This is a genomic window from Delftia sp. S65, from assembly GCF_016516495.1.
GTDB classification, from domain to species: domain Bacteria; phylum Pseudomonadota; class Gammaproteobacteria; order Burkholderiales; family Burkholderiaceae_C; genus Comamonas; species Comamonas acidovorans.
This window is the reverse complement of sequence record NZ_JACVUR010000023.1, coordinates 81,177-95,148: the sequence shown is the minus strand read 5'-3', so window position 1 is coordinate 95,148 and position 13,972 is coordinate 81,177. Positions and strand designations below refer to the sequence as shown.

At 69.1% G+C, this 13,972-nt stretch carries 12 protein-coding genes; 7 read left to right on the top strand and 5 right to left on the bottom strand.

Translation table 11 applies throughout. The annotated features are described in order from the left end of the window. Nucleotides 1–34: 34 nt before the first annotated feature. Entirely contained in the window at nucleotides 35–2,158 is a 2,124-nt protein-coding gene (locus tag IAE24_RS18465) for a PQQ-dependent dehydrogenase, methanol/ethanol family (protein WP_199960757.1), read from the bottom strand. Nucleotides 2,159–2,300: 142 nt separating this feature from the next. Next, complete coding sequence (locus tag IAE24_RS18460) at nucleotides 2,301–4,511, bottom strand: TonB-dependent receptor domain-containing protein (RefSeq protein WP_199960758.1); 2,211 nt, start codon at nucleotides 4,509–4,511, stop codon at nucleotides 2,301–2,303. Between the two features lie 125 nt (nucleotides 4,512–4,636). Between IAE24_RS18460 and IAE24_RS18455 the strand changes: the two genes are divergently transcribed. Then, the gene (locus IAE24_RS18455; protein ID WP_233626207.1) at nucleotides 4,637–5,803 is read left to right on the top strand and encodes a helix-turn-helix domain-containing protein; all 1,167 of its coding nucleotides are present in this window, start codon (nucleotides 4,637–4,639) and stop codon (nucleotides 5,801–5,803) included. A 10-nt stretch (nucleotides 5,804–5,813) separates the two neighbouring features. Here the strand turns inward: IAE24_RS18455 and IAE24_RS18450 are convergent, their stop codons facing one another. Further along, nucleotides 5,814–6,731 (bottom strand): LysR substrate-binding domain-containing protein, encoded by a 918-nt coding sequence (locus IAE24_RS18450; RefSeq protein WP_199960762.1) that lies wholly within the window; start codon nucleotides 6,729–6,731, stop codon nucleotides 5,814–5,816. Between the two features lie 105 nt (nucleotides 6,732–6,836). Between IAE24_RS18450 and eno the strand changes: the two genes are divergently transcribed. Continuing rightward, a complete protein-coding gene (eno, locus tag IAE24_RS18445; protein WP_199960763.1) occupies nucleotides 6,837–8,162 on the top strand; it encodes a phosphopyruvate hydratase in 1,326 nt (441 codons plus the stop codon). Here the strand turns inward: eno and IAE24_RS18440 are convergent. Next, on the bottom strand, nucleotides 8,117–9,076 hold the full coding sequence (locus IAE24_RS18440) for a class I SAM-dependent methyltransferase (protein ID WP_043820865.1): 960 nt from the start codon (nucleotides 9,074–9,076) through the stop codon (nucleotides 8,117–8,119). The genes eno and IAE24_RS18440 overlap by 46 nt on opposite strands. 176 nt (nucleotides 9,077–9,252) lie before the next feature. Further along, nucleotides 9,253–9,567 carry a hypothetical protein gene (locus IAE24_RS18435; RefSeq protein ID WP_013802728.1) on the bottom strand — a complete coding sequence of 105 codons (315 nt, stop codon included), beginning with the start codon at nucleotides 9,565–9,567 and terminating at the stop codon, nucleotides 9,253–9,255. A 164-nt stretch (nucleotides 9,568–9,731) separates the two neighbouring features. Here IAE24_RS18435 and IAE24_RS18430 point away from each other — a divergent pair, with 164 nt between their 5' ends. The 5 genes from IAE24_RS18430 (at nucleotide 9,732) to IAE24_RS18410 (ending at nucleotide 13,970) form a co-directional block, all read left to right on the top strand. Further along, the gene (locus IAE24_RS18430; protein WP_199960765.1) at nucleotides 9,732–10,451 is read left to right on the top strand and encodes a methylated-DNA--[protein]-cysteine S-methyltransferase; all 720 of its coding nucleotides are present in this window, start codon (nucleotides 9,732–9,734) and stop codon (nucleotides 10,449–10,451) included. Nucleotides 10,452–10,588: 137 nt separating this feature from the next. Then, entirely contained in the window at nucleotides 10,589–11,380 is a 792-nt protein-coding gene (locus tag IAE24_RS18425; RefSeq protein WP_012205198.1) for an SDR family oxidoreductase, read from the top strand. 118 nt (nucleotides 11,381–11,498) lie between these two features. After that, complete coding sequence (locus IAE24_RS18420; protein ID WP_016446794.1) at nucleotides 11,499–11,921, top strand: PaaI family thioesterase; 423 nt, start codon at nucleotides 11,499–11,501, stop codon at nucleotides 11,919–11,921. 98 nt (nucleotides 11,922–12,019) lie between these two features. Beyond that, complete coding sequence (locus IAE24_RS18415) at nucleotides 12,020–13,036, top strand: NADP-dependent oxidoreductase (protein WP_013802725.1); 1,017 nt, start codon at nucleotides 12,020–12,022, stop codon at nucleotides 13,034–13,036. A 28-nt stretch (nucleotides 13,037–13,064) separates the two neighbouring features. Beyond that, nucleotides 13,065–13,970, top strand: coding sequence for an SDR family oxidoreductase (locus IAE24_RS18410; protein WP_199960766.1), 906 nt, complete (start codon nucleotides 13,065–13,067; stop codon nucleotides 13,968–13,970). Nucleotides 13,971–13,972: the final 2 nt, after the last annotated feature.

Genomic DNA, 13,972 nt, shown 5'->3' with positions numbered 1-13,972 from the left:
GTTGGGGGAGGGGGAGGAGGGCGGCTCGCGCTTGCTACTTGGGCCGCACCGCGTCGGCCGTGCCCTGGATGAAGGCCTTGATCTTTTCCACGTCTTCCATGCTCAGCTTGCCCGTGAAGTCCGGCATGCCGCGCGACATGGCCGGGCCCTTGAAGATGAACTTGTCCAGGTGCTCGATATAGGCCGGGTCCAGGTAGCCCAGGTTGGGCAGGTTGCCGCCGCGGTCCACGCCGGGCACGCCGTGGCAGAAGGCGCAGTTGCTGACATAGAGGGCCGTGCCTTCGGCCACCAGGCTCTTGTCGTAGGGCACGCCCTGCAGCAGCTTGCCCTGCTGGTAGGCGACGAAGGCCGGTGGCTCGGCCTTGCCGTCCAGCGCGAAGGTGTAGACCGTGCCCGGGCCCTTGCGCTCGGTGTGGCGCGCGGCCAGGCCGTAGACGCCGCCCCAGCCCACGGCGATGGAGACGTACTGCCGGCCATCGACCTCATAGGTGATGGGTGCGGCGACCACGCCCGTGCCCGTGGGCTTTTCCCAGAGCTTCTTGCCGTTGCGCGCGTCATAGGCCACGAAGCGGCCGTCGGCCGTGCCCTGGAACACCAGGTTGCCCGCCGTGGCCAGCGTGCCGCCGTTCCAGGGCGAGGCATGCTCCACGCGCCAGCGCTCCTTCTGTGCCACCGGGTCCCAGGCGATCAGGCGGCCGAAGGGCGTGCTCTTGGGCGGCTCCATGTTGATCAGCGTGGCCGTGTTCCAGCCGATATTGCTGTGCGGCTCGGGCAGGGAGCCGCCGTTGAACTTCCAGTTCTTGTTGTCCTGCAGGGTCAGCGGCACGTGCTGGGCCGGCAGGTAGGCCAGGCCCGTATCGGGGCTGTAAGACATGGAATGCCAGTTGTGCGCACCGAAGGGGCTGGGGATCACGTCGCGCGCGCGGTCGCCGCTGCGCGCAATCGGCGTCTCGATGGGACGGCCCTTGGCGTCGTAGCCGCTGGCCCAGTTCACATCGACGAAGTTCTTGGCCGAGATGAACTGGCCGTTGGTGCGGTCGATGACGAAGAAGAAGCCGTTCTTGGGCGCATGCAGGATGACCTTGCGCGGCTTGCCGCCGATCTTGATGTCGGCTAGCACCATCGGCTGGGTGGAGGTGAAGTCCCAGCTGTCGCCCGGCGTTTCCTGGTAGTGCCAGACGTACTCGCCCGTATCGGGGTTCAGCGCCACGATGCTGGCCAGGTACAGGTTGTCGCCACCGGCCGGGCTGCGCTTGGCTTGCGCCCAGGGCGAGCCGTTGCCCGTGCCGATGTACATGAGGTTGAGCTCGGGGTCATAGGCCATGGTGTCCCAGGCCGTGCCGCCGCCACCGGCCTCCCACCACTTGCCGGCCGGGTCCCAGGTCTTGGCGGCGCGGGCCATGGCCTCGTTCTCGAACGGCTTGGACGGGTCGCCGGGCACGGTGAACCAGCGCCATTGCTGCGCGCCGGTCTCGGCGTCATAGGCCGTGACATAGCCGCGCACGCCGTACTCGGCGCCGCCGTTGCCGATCAGCACCTTGCCCTTGATGACGCGTGGCGCGCCCGTGATGGTGTACGAGAAGGCGCGGTCGATGATGGTGTCCTGCTCCCAGACCTTCTGGCCCGTGGCCGCGTCCAGCGCCACCAGGCGGCCATCGAAGGCGCCCACATACACCTTGCCCTTGTAGACCGCCACGCCCCGGTTGACCACGTCGCAGCAGCCCTTGAAGCCGTTGGCACGGTCCACGCCGGGGTCGTAGCTCCACAGGCGCTTGCCGGTGCGCACGTCCACCGCATGCACCACGCTCCAGCTGGCCGTGACGTACATGATTCCATCGACCACCACGGGCGTTGACTCCACGCCGCGCGTGGATTCCAGGTCATACGACCAGACCAGGCCCAGCCGCTTCACATTGGCCGTGTCCAGCTGCTTGAGTTTGGAAAAGCGCGTCTCGCTGTAATCCATGCCGTAGCTGGGCCAATCCTTGGAGCTGCGCGCGTTGTCGCGGATGCTCTGCGAGTCGATGCGCGAGGTGACGGCGCGTATGTGCTCGGGCGAGCCTTTGCTTGGCAGGCCTGCCTGCGCCAGCGCGGCGCCGGGCAGGGCCAGCACCAGGCTGGCGGCCAGCAGCGTGGAGGAAAGCACGTGGGTCTTCATGTTGTCTCGTCTCCTGTGTGGTTTGTTTTTGCGTGCATGGCGCTGGGGGCAAGGGCACCATGTGGGAGACGATAAAAAAAGCGGCCTCGGGTCACAACATTCGGACTTTCCCGGGGGCGGATGTGTACCGCCGTGGAACAGCTCAGAACGTCCGGCTGACCGTCACCCCGGCCGACAGCGCGCGTCCCGCACCCGGTTCGAAGAACCGCTGGTTGCCCTCGTTGACGATGACCGACCCTGCAAAGCGCCGGTCGAACAGGTTGTCCAGCCGCACAAAGGTCTGGGCGCTCCATTGCTGCCATTGCCGTGACCAGCGCAGGCTGGAGCCCCAGACGGTGTAGCCGGCCGCGCGGTCGGTGTTGCGGTCGTTCACGGCCACGGGGCCGCTGTGCAGCATGTCCACGGTCCAGGTCCATTGCGGCGACAGCTGCCAGGCCAGCTCGCTCCACAGGCGGCGCGGCGCGGTGCCGGCCAGGCGCGCGCCGGCATCCACCGGGGCGGTGGGCGTGGTGCAGGGCGTGGCCTCGCAGGTCAGGAAGCTGTCGCGGTAGCGGGCCTGCAGCAGGGTCAGGGCGGTGCTGGCCGTGAGCGGTCCCCATTGGGCATTGCCCGAGAATTCCAGCCCCCGGCGCAGCGTGCGGCCTGCGTTCTGGTAGGTGGCGCGCCCGCCCGTGTTGGACAGCACGGTGAGTTCGCGCTGGGTATGGGTCTCGAACAGCGTGAGGTTCCAGCCCGCGTTGCCGTGGCGCCCGCGCAGGCCGACCTCGACGGTGTTGTGGGCGCTGGCGGCCAGGCCGGTGTTCAGGCCGCTGTTCATGCCATTTTGGCCACCGGGCCGGTAGGCCACTTCGTTGAGCGTGGGCGTCTCCATGCCCCTGCCCACCGATGCGTGGGCCACCAGGTCCGGCAGCAGGTTCACGCGCAGGCCCAGCGAGGGCAGCCAGCCGCGCCAGGCCATGCTGCCGCTGTCGTCGCCATTGCCGGCTGCGATGTAGTGGTCCTCGGAGCGGTAGCGCACGCGCGCCTGGCGCAGGCCGGCGCTCAGGGCCAGGCTCTGCGTGCTCCACTCGGCCTGCAGGTAGGGGTCGGCGGAGCGCGCCTGGTTGCGTTCGTCGCGGCGCAGCCGGCCCTGCACGCCGAGCTGGCTGCCGATGAAGTTCTCGTAGCCGCGCCGGGTCTCGCCCTGCCAGTCGTAGGCCAGGCCTGCCGACCAGTCCAGCCGGCCGCCGGCCACATCCTCGTGGGTGCTGCGCCAGCGCAGGTTCATGCCTGCGTAGTCGCGGTCCAGGTCGATCACGCCGCCTGAATGCGAGGGCGGCGCCTGCGTGGCCACGGGAATGGACTGGTACTGCAGCACGGAGCGCGTACCCGCATAGGCCATGAGTTCCAGACGCTGGCCCGCGCCGAACTGGTGCTGCCAGGCGGCGCCCAGCTGGCGCTGGCGCACGCTTTTGCGCGTATTGAAGCGCAGCGCGCTGGCCGTGGTCTGGCCGTGGTCGGCCTCGAACTCGGCGCGTGTCAGGCCCAGCGGGTCCTGGGCGCTGGCGCGCTGCTCCTGGTACTGCAGCAGCCACTGGTCGTCGCCCTGTTTGCGTGACAGCTTCATGTGGGCCGTGCTGCGGTCGGCGGCCGACTGGGGGCGCATGCCGTCGGTGGCGAAGCGCTCGATGTGGATGGCATAGCGCCATGGGGCGGAGCCGCCATCCGCCTGGTCCGGCTTTCCGCCCCCGATCGTGCCGCGCAGCTGGGTGGACAGGCGCCACAGCCCGTCCGGCCCCACGGCCATGCCGCTGCGCCACAGGCCCGGTTCCTCGCCATCTTCGGTGTACAGCAGCAGTGCGCCGCCTGCGCTGTTGCCGTAGAGCACGGCGGCCGGGCCGCGCACCACGTCCAGGCGCGCGGCGTTGCCCAGCGTGAAGTTGGCGGCCTGGCCCTGGCCGTCGGGCGCGCCGGCCGGAATGCCGTCCACGTACAGGCGCAGCCCGCGCACGCCGAAGGTGGAGCGCGCACCGAAGCCGCGCACCGAGATCTGCAGGTCCTGGGCGAAGTTCTGGCGATTCAGCACCACCAGGCCCGGCACGCGCGCCAGGCTCTCGGACAGGTTGATCTGCATCTGTCCGTCTCGCAGCACGGCGCCTTCCACGCTGTCGATGGCGGCCGTGGCACGCCACAGGTCGGGGCCGGCGCCGGGCTGGCTGGCCGTGATGACCACGGGGGCGAGCAGGGCCTCGCTGGAGTCCTGCGCAGCGTCCGCCGCGCGGGCGGGCAGGGCGTGCAGCGTACAGGCCAGTGCGGCGCCCAGGGTGGACAGGGCGGGCCGGGTGTGTCTTGTGCTGTGTGGGGAGCGTGTCATTGCGGGCGGGCCTGTGGCGATGCCCGAGGTTACCGAGCCCGGCAATCCGTTCCAACACGGGTGATTTCCCTAGTGCTGTCCTGTGCCGTGGCGGAACAACAATCGCGGCAGTTTTGATGTCCGTCATGCAACAGCCGCCTCCCGCCCCACTGCCCTCCAACCCCTTCTATGCCACGCGCCAGGACCGGGTGGCGCTGGCGCGCGAGCGCTATTTCGAGCGTGGCGAGCGCCCCTCGGGCCTGGTGTCCGAGCCCGTGCTGCAGTCCTGGACGCGCTGCCTGGGCGCCAGCCGCAGCCCCGACGAGAAGATCAGCTTCGACCCGGTCAGCAAGATCCGCACGGCCACCTTGCTGACCCACAACCGCGCGCTGATCGAGGCGGCGCGCGACCCCATCGCCGAACTCGAGACCGTGATCGCGGGCAGCCAGGCGCGCGCCATGCTCACCTGCAGCGAGGGCGTGGTGCTGATCGCCTCGCGCCCCACGCCGGGCGACGGCCCGCTGCTGCTGACGGCTGCGCGCGTGGGCGTGAACATTGCCGAGGATGCCGTGGGCACGGGCGCACCCGGCGTGGCCGTGCGCACGGGCGAGGTCTGCCATGTGCGTGGCGGCGAGCATTTCTTTCGCTGCCTGGCCTCGCTGCACTGCGCGGCCGCGCCCGTGCGCGACGCCAGCGGGCGCACCGTGGCCATGCTGGACCTGAGCAGCGAGGCGGGCCCCTTTCGCTTTGATGCGGGCGCCATGGCCCATATGTACGCCACCTGCATCGAGAACCGGCTGCTGGTGGGCGCTGCCCGCATGCACCTGCTGCTGCGCTTTCAGTCCAGCCGCAGCATGTTCGGCACGCCGCTGGAAGGGCTGGCCGCCGTGGATGGCGGCGGCATGGTGCGCTGGTTCAACGGCGTGGGTGCCCAGTTGTTCGACAGCCCGCGCCGGCCCGCCGAGGGGCTGGCGGCAGAGGAAGTCTTCGGCCTGGGCCTCAACCAGTTGCTGGAGCTGGCCCACCACGGCCAGGCGCGCCCGCAGATGCTGCCCACGGGGCTGACGCTGTGGATGGAGGCGAGGCTGGATGAGGCATCTTCCCCGATCGAGGAGGTGCTGCCAGCCATCGAGGCCCTGCCACCGCCCGCCGAGGCGCCGTCCGAGGCACCGTCCTCCCTGGGCGAGGCCAGCCGCGAGCTGATCGAGCAGGCCCTGGCCCGCTGCCAGGGCAATATCTCGCAGGCCGCCCGCATGCTGGGCGTCTCGCGCGGGCTGCTGTACCGGCGCCTGCGCGAATGGGGCAGGGCCTAGGCCGTCTGGCCTAGGCCGGCACGGCGGCCAGTGCGCCGCGCATCCATTCGATGAAGACTCCCGCCTGGGCCGGCAGCGCACGCCCTGCGGCGGGTACGGCGCGCAGGCCGCCCTCGAAGGGCACGAAGCCATGGGGCGCCACCAGCAGCCCCTCCTTGAGCTCGCGTGCGATCAGCCGCTGCTCCACCAGGGCAACGCCCAGGCCCGACAGTGCCGCCTCTATGCACAGGTGGGTGTGGGGGAACGCCAGCGTCTCGCCCAGGGCCACGGGCTGGCCCGTGAGGGCTTCCCACTGGTTCCAGGCGCTGGCCGTGTACTCATGTGCAATGCGCGCGCGGTTGGCGGGCCGGCGCCGGGCATAGGCCGGCGTGCAGACGGCGCCGAAGTGCACGGGCGCCAGTTCGATGGCGCGGCGGCGGTCGGCCTCGGCGTAAGTAGACAGGTCCCAGGCAATGATCAGGTCGGCGCCCTCGTGGCGCATCTCGCGCGCCGAGGTCATGGACAGGCGGATGCGGATATGCGGGTGGCTGCGGTAGAACACCGCCAGCTGCGGCACCAGCCAGCGCATGGCAAAGGTGGCGCTGCAGGCCACATGCAGCCCCGGTGCCTGGGCGTCGCGCGCCAGCTGGGCATAGGCGGCCTCCAGCTGGTCGAAGGCCGTGCGCACCGAGGCATGGAAGGCGGCACCCGCCTCGGTCAGGCGCAGGCCCGTGCCTTCTTTCTCGAACAGCGCCGCGCCCGCGTGCTCCTGCAGCAGGCGCAGGTGGCGGCTGATGGCACCGTGGCTGCGGCACAGTTCCTCGGCCGCGCGTGTCACCGAGCCGGTACGGGCAATGGCCTCGAAGGCGCGCAGGGCGGCCAGCGGTGGCAGTTGTCTCATGGCAATCAATTCGTCAGAAAAGCTGACGCATAGGCAGAAAAACTGCATTGTCCCGCATCGCCGTGATTTCTAGCATGGAAGCCTGTTCATTGGAGTTGTGCAGGCTTGCCAGCTCCTTTGCACAGTTCAATTTATTGACGAAAAGGAGTTTCCATGCAGATCACCGATATTGCGGCCCATGAGGCGCTGGACAGCCGGGGCCACCCCACCGTGGAGGTCGAGGTCGAGCTGGCGGACGGCGCGCGCGGCCTGGCCCTGGTGCCTTCGGGCGCCTCCACGGGGCGGCATGAGGCGCTGGAGCGGCGCGACGGCGATGCCTCGCGCCATCTGGGCAAGGGCGTGCTGGGGGCGGTGCAGGCCGTCAACACCGAGCTGCGCGATCTGCTGCGCGGCATGCGGGCCGACGCCCAGGGCTGCATCGACACGGCCATGATGGCGCTGGACGGCACGCCCGGCAAAAGCCGGCTGGGCGCCAACGCGCTGCTGGGCGTGTCGCTGGCCGTGGCCCGCGCGGCGGCGGCCAGCCAGCGCATGCCGCTGTGGCGGCACATGGGCGGCGCCCAGGCGCGCGTGCTGCCCGTGCCCATGATCAATGTCATCAACGGCGGCGCCCATGCCGACAATCCGCTGGACTTCCAGGAGTTCATGCTGCTGCCGGTGGGGGCGGACAGCTTCGGAGAGGCGCTGCGCATGGGCGCCGAGGTCTTTCACACGCTGCGCCATGCCCTCAAGGCCACAGGCCACAGCGTCAACGTGGGCGACGAGGGCGGCTTTGCGCCCGCCCTGCGCAGCGCGCCGGAGGCGCTGGACCACCTGATGGCCGCCATCGAGCGGGCCGGCCTGCGCCCTGGCAGGGACATCGCCCTGGCGCTGGACCCTGCGGCCAGCGAATTCCATGGCGAGGACGGCTATCGCTACGCGGGCGAGGGCCTGGTGCGCAGTAGCCAGCAGCAGGTGGACTACCTGGCGCAACTGGTGGAGCACTACCCCATCGTCTCCATCGAGGACGGCATGGCCGAGGACGATATCGAGGGCTGGCAGGCCCTGGGTCGGCGCCTGGGCGGACGCTGCCAGCTGGTGGGCGACGATGTGTTCTGCACGAACCCCGGCCTGTTCGAGGGCGGCATTGCCCGGGGCGTGGGCAACGCCATCCTCGTCAAGATCAACCAGATCGGCACGCTGACCGAGACCTGGGACGTGCTGCGCCTGGCGCATGGCGCCGGCTACGGCGTGGTGATGTCGCACCGCTCGGGCGAGACCGAGGACACCAGCATTGCCGACCTGGCCGTGGCGGCCCAGTGCGCCATGATCAAGACCGGCTCGCTGTCGCGCGCCGATCGCACGGCCAAGTACAACCGGCTGCTGCGCATCGAGCGCGAACTGGGCCCGGCCGCCGTCTATGCGGGGCGCCGTGCGCTCAAGGGCCGGGCGGGTCAGGAAGCCGTGTCGGCCGCTGCGGATGTTGCGGGTGCCCTGTAGACCAGCACCTTGAGGCTGCGCTCGGCGTCGATGTCGGCGAAGGTGGCCGGGTTGGCCAGGCGCTCGACGAACTCCAGCTCGGGCGCCACTTCCTGCATCTGCGATGTCAGGAACTGCGTGCCCATCTCCGGCGCGTTCAGGCACAGCAGCACATGGCCGCCTGGGCGCAGCAGGTCGGGCAGGCGGCGCATCAGGCGGGCATAGTCCTTGGTGGCGACGAAGCTGCCCTTCTGGTAGCTGGGCGGGTCCACCACGATCAGGTGGTAGGGCCCGCCGCGCGTGATCTTGCCCCAGCTGCTGAAGATGTCGTGGGCCAGGAAGCTGGCGCCCGACAGATCGTTGAGCCGGTGGTTCTGCTGGCCCGTGGCCAGCGCGCCCTGGGCCATGTCCATGTTCATCACATGGCGCGCCCCGGCCTGCAGGGCCACCACCGAAAAGGCGCAGGTATAGGCGAACAGGTTGAGCACCTTGATGCCGTGGCGGTGCTCGGGATGGTTGGCGACATGCGCGTGCACCCAGCGCCGGCCTTCGGCCATGTCCAGGAACAGGCCGTGGTTCTGGCCGCGCAGCACCTGCACGCGGTAGCGCGTGCCGGCTTCGGTGACGATGTGGGGGTCAGGCACCTCACCGGCCATGAGCCGTGTCTCGGCGGGCGCGGCGGGCTGGCGCAGCTGGTAGACCCAGTTCAGGGGCTGGTCCGGTGCCAGTTCGCTCCAGCGCAGTGACAGCGCTGTGCCGATGGCGGCCAGGGCGTCGTCGTCCAGCGGCTGGAAGCTGGTGAGCACCAGTACGGGCGGGAAGGCATCGAGCACCAGATGCTCGCAGCCCGGGTACAGGCCGCCACGGCCGTGGAAGATGCGTTGGGCGTCGGAGGGCAGGGCCATCCGGGCGATGGCGTCGAGCAGGGCTTGCATGGGAGAGGCTGGATCTGGCAGGGGCGCCGGGTGTGCCTGGTGGAACCGTATGGGACCGTATGGTTCCAGGCAGGGGTCGACGAAAAGGTCTGCCAGTGTATGCAGTTTGGGGCCCAGCCCAGGCAAACCCGGGCAAACCTGGTTTCAGGCCCCATTCAGCGGTGCTGTGGGCAGGCTCAATGCCGCCAGCCGCGCCGCACCTCGAAGAAACTGCATTCGCCGTCGCCCAGGCCCTGCATGCCGGCCTCGGTGGCGGCGCGCGCAGCCTTCATCCAGCGGGCGAAGGCGAGCTTGGCGTCGTCGCTGATTTCTTCAGGGGGCGTGTCTTCCAGGCCCTCTACCAGGTACAGGGTTTCACTGACCTGCTCGGCGCTGCCGAGCTGGCGTTCGAGCACGCGGGCATAGCGTGCCTCGGCCTTGTTGCGTTCCTGCTCGGGCAGGTTGGGGTAGTCACACAAGGTGACGGTGAAGGCGGCTTCTTGCATGTCCATGGTTCACGAGGTGAGGATGATGACTGGCGAAATATACAGTATTAACTGGCTGCACATCCAGTATTTTTCCGGTGTTTTTTTACAGTGTTATCCCGGTGGGGTCGCTGCCGGGCAGCGGCTGCAGCCATGCGGCCACAATCGCCTGCAAGGAGAAAACCATCGCCATGACGAATGAAACGACCACGGGCAGCCCGGCCTGGGACCCCGAAGCCACGGGCCATGCGCTGTTTGCCACGCGCGTGGGGCCCTGCGGCGTGGCCTGGGGCGCCTGCGGCCTGGTGGCCTTTCAGTTGCCCGAGGTGGACGGCCCGGCCGCCACGCGCACGCGCATGCTGCGCGGCGTGCAATTGCGCAGACCGGGCAGCTACGCCGCAGCGGCGCGGGCCGAGGACCTGCCGGCCAGCGTGGCACAGGCCATCGCCGGCGTGCAGGTGCTCATGGCGGGCCATGGCGAATGGACCTTGGAGCCTTCCGCGCCCAGCGCACAGCAGTTGCGTGACGGCCCGGTGCTGCCCGATCTGCGATCACGGCGCATGCTGCCCGCAGGCGAGGCACTGCCGGATCTGGCCGGGCTGGCGCTGGACTGGCACGGCGTGTCGGACTTTCACCGCCGTGTCTATGACCTGACGCGCGCCATTGCACCCGGCCATACGCGCACCTATGGCGAGATCGCGCGCGAGTTGGGCGAGGTGGGCCTGTCGCGCGCCGTGGGGCAGGCGCTGGGCCTCAACCCTTTTGCGCCCGTGATTCCCTGCCACCGCGTGCTGGCTGCCGGCGCCCAGCCGGGCGGTTTTTCGGGCGGCAGCGGCGCGCTGACCAAGCTGCGCATGCTGGAGATCGAGGGTGCGGCCTGGGGCGGCACGCGCTCGCTGTTCGGGGATTGACGGGCCGGACACGCATGTGACATGCGGCACGGCGGGGCGGCTTGCACAATCGCCGCTGCAGGCTGTTCCGCTTGGGGATGGCCGCCCTCCATTCCAACCATGACCGGAACACAAGACCCGGCGCAGGAGACAGACGAATGACTCGCAATGTGCAGCAACTTTTCGACCTCACCGGCAAGACGGCCCTGGTGACCGGCGGCTCGCGCGGCCTGGGCCTGCAGATGGCCCATGCGCTGGGTGAGGCGGGCGCCAGGATCATGCTGAGTTCGCGCAAGGCCGCCGACCTGGAGGAAGCCGCTGCCGAGCTGCAGGCCGCAGGCATCGACGCCCGCTGGATCGCCGCCGACTGCGCCAACGAGGCCGACATCGAGCGCCTGGCCGCCGAGACCCTGGAGCGCCTGGGCCAGGTGGACATCCTCATCAACAACGCAGGCGCCAGCTGGGGCGCGCCGGCCGAGGAGCACCCGGTGGCTGCCTGGGACAAGGTGATGAATCTCAACGTGCGCGGCTACTTCCTGCTGAGCCAGCAGATCGCGCGGCGCAGCATGATCCCGCGCAAGACCGGGCGCATCATCAACCTGGCCTCCATCGCAGGGCTGGGCGGCAACCCGCTGGGCATGAAGACCATTGCCTACAACACCTCCAAGGGCGCGGTCATCAACTTCACGCGCGCGCTGGCCGGCGAGTGGGGCGTGCACGGCATCAACGTCAACGCCATCTGCCCGGGCTTCTTCAAGACCAAGATGGCCAGCGTGCTGATCGAGACCCTGGGCGAGGACGAGATGAAATCCCACGCCCCGCTGCGCCGCCTGGGCGACGACGAAGACCTCAAGGGCCTGACCCTGCTGTACGCCAGCGACGCGGGCAAGCACATCACGGGCCAGTGGGTGGCCGTGGACGGCGGCGTCAGCGCCCTGGTGGGCGGTTGAGCCGCAGCGGCGCTGCTGCCGAGGTGACAGTTTTTCCCGCAGATCGTGCCGCCGCGCGCCATGGTGCCTTCGGGCGCCCTTATGCTCGCCTGCATTGCGATCTGAACTGGAGAATTTCGTGCTGGATTTTGGCCACCCCATCCCCTTTGTCGACCACCTGGGTTTCACCCTGCACCGCATGGAGGACGGGGAGTCCGAACTGCGCTTCGAGGCGCGTCCCGAGCACCTGAACACCTTTGACGTGACCCACGGCGGCGCCACCATGACCCTGCTGGACGTGACCATGGCCGTTGCCGCGCGCAGCCTGCAGCGCGACATGGGCTGCGTGACCATCGAGATGAAGACCAGCTTCATGCAGCCGGCGCGCGGCCCCCTGGTGGCCAAGGGCGTGGTGCTGCACCGCACGCGTTCCATGGCCTATACCGAGGCGCGCGTGTTCGATGCCTCGGGCCGGCTGTGCAGCCATGCGACCGGAACGTTCAAGTACATGCCGCGCGTGGCCAAGCCGGCCGCCGCCGAGACAACCCTCGCCACGGACTGATCCGCACGGCGAATCTGCCAGATACCCAATGCCACACGCCAGCCCCGGCAGCACCGGGAACTGGTTCCATTGTTTGTGATGCCACCGGAGGTTTTCCCATGCCCGTGAACCAGCAGATCCTGCTCGACAACCGCCCCGAGGGCGAAGCCGTGGAAAGCAATTTCCGCCTTGCCAAGACCGAGACCCCCGCGCTGGCCGAAGGCCAGGTGCTGGTGCGCCACCACTACCTGAGCCTGGACCCCTACATGCGCGGCCGCATGAATGACAGCAAGAGCTACGCCCAGCCGCAGCCGCTGGGCGAGGTCATGATCGGCGGCACCGTGGGCGAGGTGGTGGAAAGCCGCCATCCCAAGTTTGCGGTGGGCGACAAGGTCGTGGGCATGGGCGGCTGGCAGGAGTACAGCGTGGTCGATGGCGATGCGCCCGGCATGCTGCGCAAGGTGGACACCACCCATGTGCCGCTGTCGCACTACCTGGGCGCCGTGGGCATGCCCGGCGTGACGGCCTGGTACGGCCTGGTCAAGATCATCGCCCCCAAGGCCGGCGAGACCGTGGTGGTCAGCGCCGCCACGGGCGCCGTGGGCAGCGCCTTCGCGGCCCTGGCCAAGGCACGCGGCTGCCGCGTGGTGGGCATTGCGGGCGGACCGGAGAAGTGCCGCTACGCCACCGAGGAGCTGGGCTTCGACGCCTGCATCGACTACCGCGAGCACCCCGACACCAAGACCATGGCCAAGGCGCTCAAGGACGCCTGCCCGCAGGGCATCGACGGCTACTTCGAGAACGTGGGCGGCTACATCCTCGACGCCGTGCTGCTGCGCACCAACGCCTTTGCGCGCATCGCGCTGTGCGGAATGATCGCCGGCTACGACGGCACGCCGCTGCCCATGACCAATCCCGCTCTCATCCTGATCAACCGCATCCGCATCGAAGGCTTCATCGTCAGCGAGCACATGGAAGTCTGGCCCGAGGCGCTGCAGGAACTGGGCCGCCTGGTGGGCACCGGCAAGCTGCGCCCGCGCGAGAGCATTGCCGAAGGCATTGCTTCCGCACCTTCCGCTTTCCTGGGTCTGCTCAAGGGCAAGAACTTCGGAAAGCAACTCGTCAAATTGATCTGAACCACCACAAAAACCAGGAGACAAGGGAATGATCAAGAACTTCAAGGGCAAGACGGCGGTGCTGACGGGCGCAGGCTCGGGCTTCGGCCTGGAGTGCGCGCGCATCGGCGCGAAGCTGGGCATGAACCTGGTGCTGGTCGATGTGCAGCAGGAAGCGCTGGACAGGGCCGCCGCCGAGTTCGAAGGGCAGGGCGTGCGCGTGCTGGCGCGCCGCGTGGATGTGTCCGACGCAGCCCAGATGCAGGCCCTGGCCGATGAGGTGCGCCAGCAGTTCGGCGCGCCGCACTTCGTGTTCAACAACGCAGGCGTGGGCGCGGGCGGGCTGGTCTGGGAGAACACGCTGGAAGATTGGCAGTGGGTGCTGGGCGTCAACCTCTGGGGCGTGATCCATGGCGTGCGGCTGTTCACGCCCATGATGCTGGAGGCGGCCAAGGCCGACCCGTCCTTCGAGGGCCACATCGTCAACACGGCCAGCATGGCCGGCCTGCTGGCGCCGCCCAACATGGGCATCTACAACGTCAGCAAGCACGCGGTGGTGAGCCTGACCGAGACGCTGTACCAGGACCTGGCCCTGGTCTCCGACCAGATCAGCGCCAGCGTGCTGTGCCCCTTCTTCGTTCCCACGGGCATCAGCCACAGCGAGCGCAACCGGCCCAGCCATCTGGCCGCCCAGCCGCTGACGGCCAGCCAGAAGATCGGCCAGGCCATGAGCGAGAAGGCCGTGGGCTCGGGCAAGGTCACGGCCCCCGATGTGGCGCAGAAGGTCTTCGACGCCATTGTGGCCAACCAGTTCTACATCTACAGCCATCCGCAGGCGCTGGGCTCGGTCCAGACCCGCATGGAGGATGTGGTGCAGGGGCGCAACCCCACCGATCCGTTCGCGCACAAGCCCGAACTGGGCGCCAGCTTGAAGGCCTCGCTGCGCGCGGCCTGAGC

What these genes read in the sequence shown, in the direction of transcription:
- IAE24_RS18465 (WP_199960757.1), bottom strand. Translation starts at nt 2,158, where the DNA reads ATGAAGACCCACGTGCTTTCCTCCACGCTGCTGGCCGCCAGCCTGGTG.
- IAE24_RS18460 (WP_199960758.1), bottom strand. Translation starts at nt 4,511, where the DNA reads ATGACACGCTCCCCACACAGCACAAGACACACCCGGCCCGCCCTGTCC.
- IAE24_RS18455 (WP_233626207.1), top strand. Translation starts at nt 4,637, where the DNA reads ATGCAACAGCCGCCTCCCGCCCCACTGCCCTCCAACCCCTTCTATGCC.
- IAE24_RS18450 (WP_199960762.1), bottom strand. Translation starts at nt 6,731, where the DNA reads ATGCAGTTTTTCTGCCTATGCGTCAGCTTTTCTGACGAATTGATTGCC.
- eno (WP_199960763.1), top strand. Translation starts at nt 6,837, where the DNA reads ATGCAGATCACCGATATTGCGGCCCATGAGGCGCTGGACAGCCGGGGC.
- IAE24_RS18440 (WP_043820865.1), bottom strand. Translation starts at nt 9,076, where the DNA reads ATGCAAGCCCTGCTCGACGCCATCGCCCGGATGGCCCTGCCCTCCGAC.
- IAE24_RS18435 (WP_013802728.1), bottom strand. Translation starts at nt 9,567, where the DNA reads ATGGACATGCAAGAAGCCGCCTTCACCGTCACCTTGTGTGACTACCCC.
- IAE24_RS18430 (WP_199960765.1), top strand. Translation starts at nt 9,732, where the DNA reads ATGACGAATGAAACGACCACGGGCAGCCCGGCCTGGGACCCCGAAGCC.
- IAE24_RS18425 (WP_012205198.1), top strand. Translation starts at nt 10,589, where the DNA reads ATGACTCGCAATGTGCAGCAACTTTTCGACCTCACCGGCAAGACGGCC.
- IAE24_RS18415 (WP_013802725.1), top strand. Translation starts at nt 12,020, where the DNA reads ATGCCCGTGAACCAGCAGATCCTGCTCGACAACCGCCCCGAGGGCGAA.
- IAE24_RS18410 (WP_199960766.1), top strand. Translation starts at nt 13,065, where the DNA reads ATGATCAAGAACTTCAAGGGCAAGACGGCGGTGCTGACGGGCGCAGGC.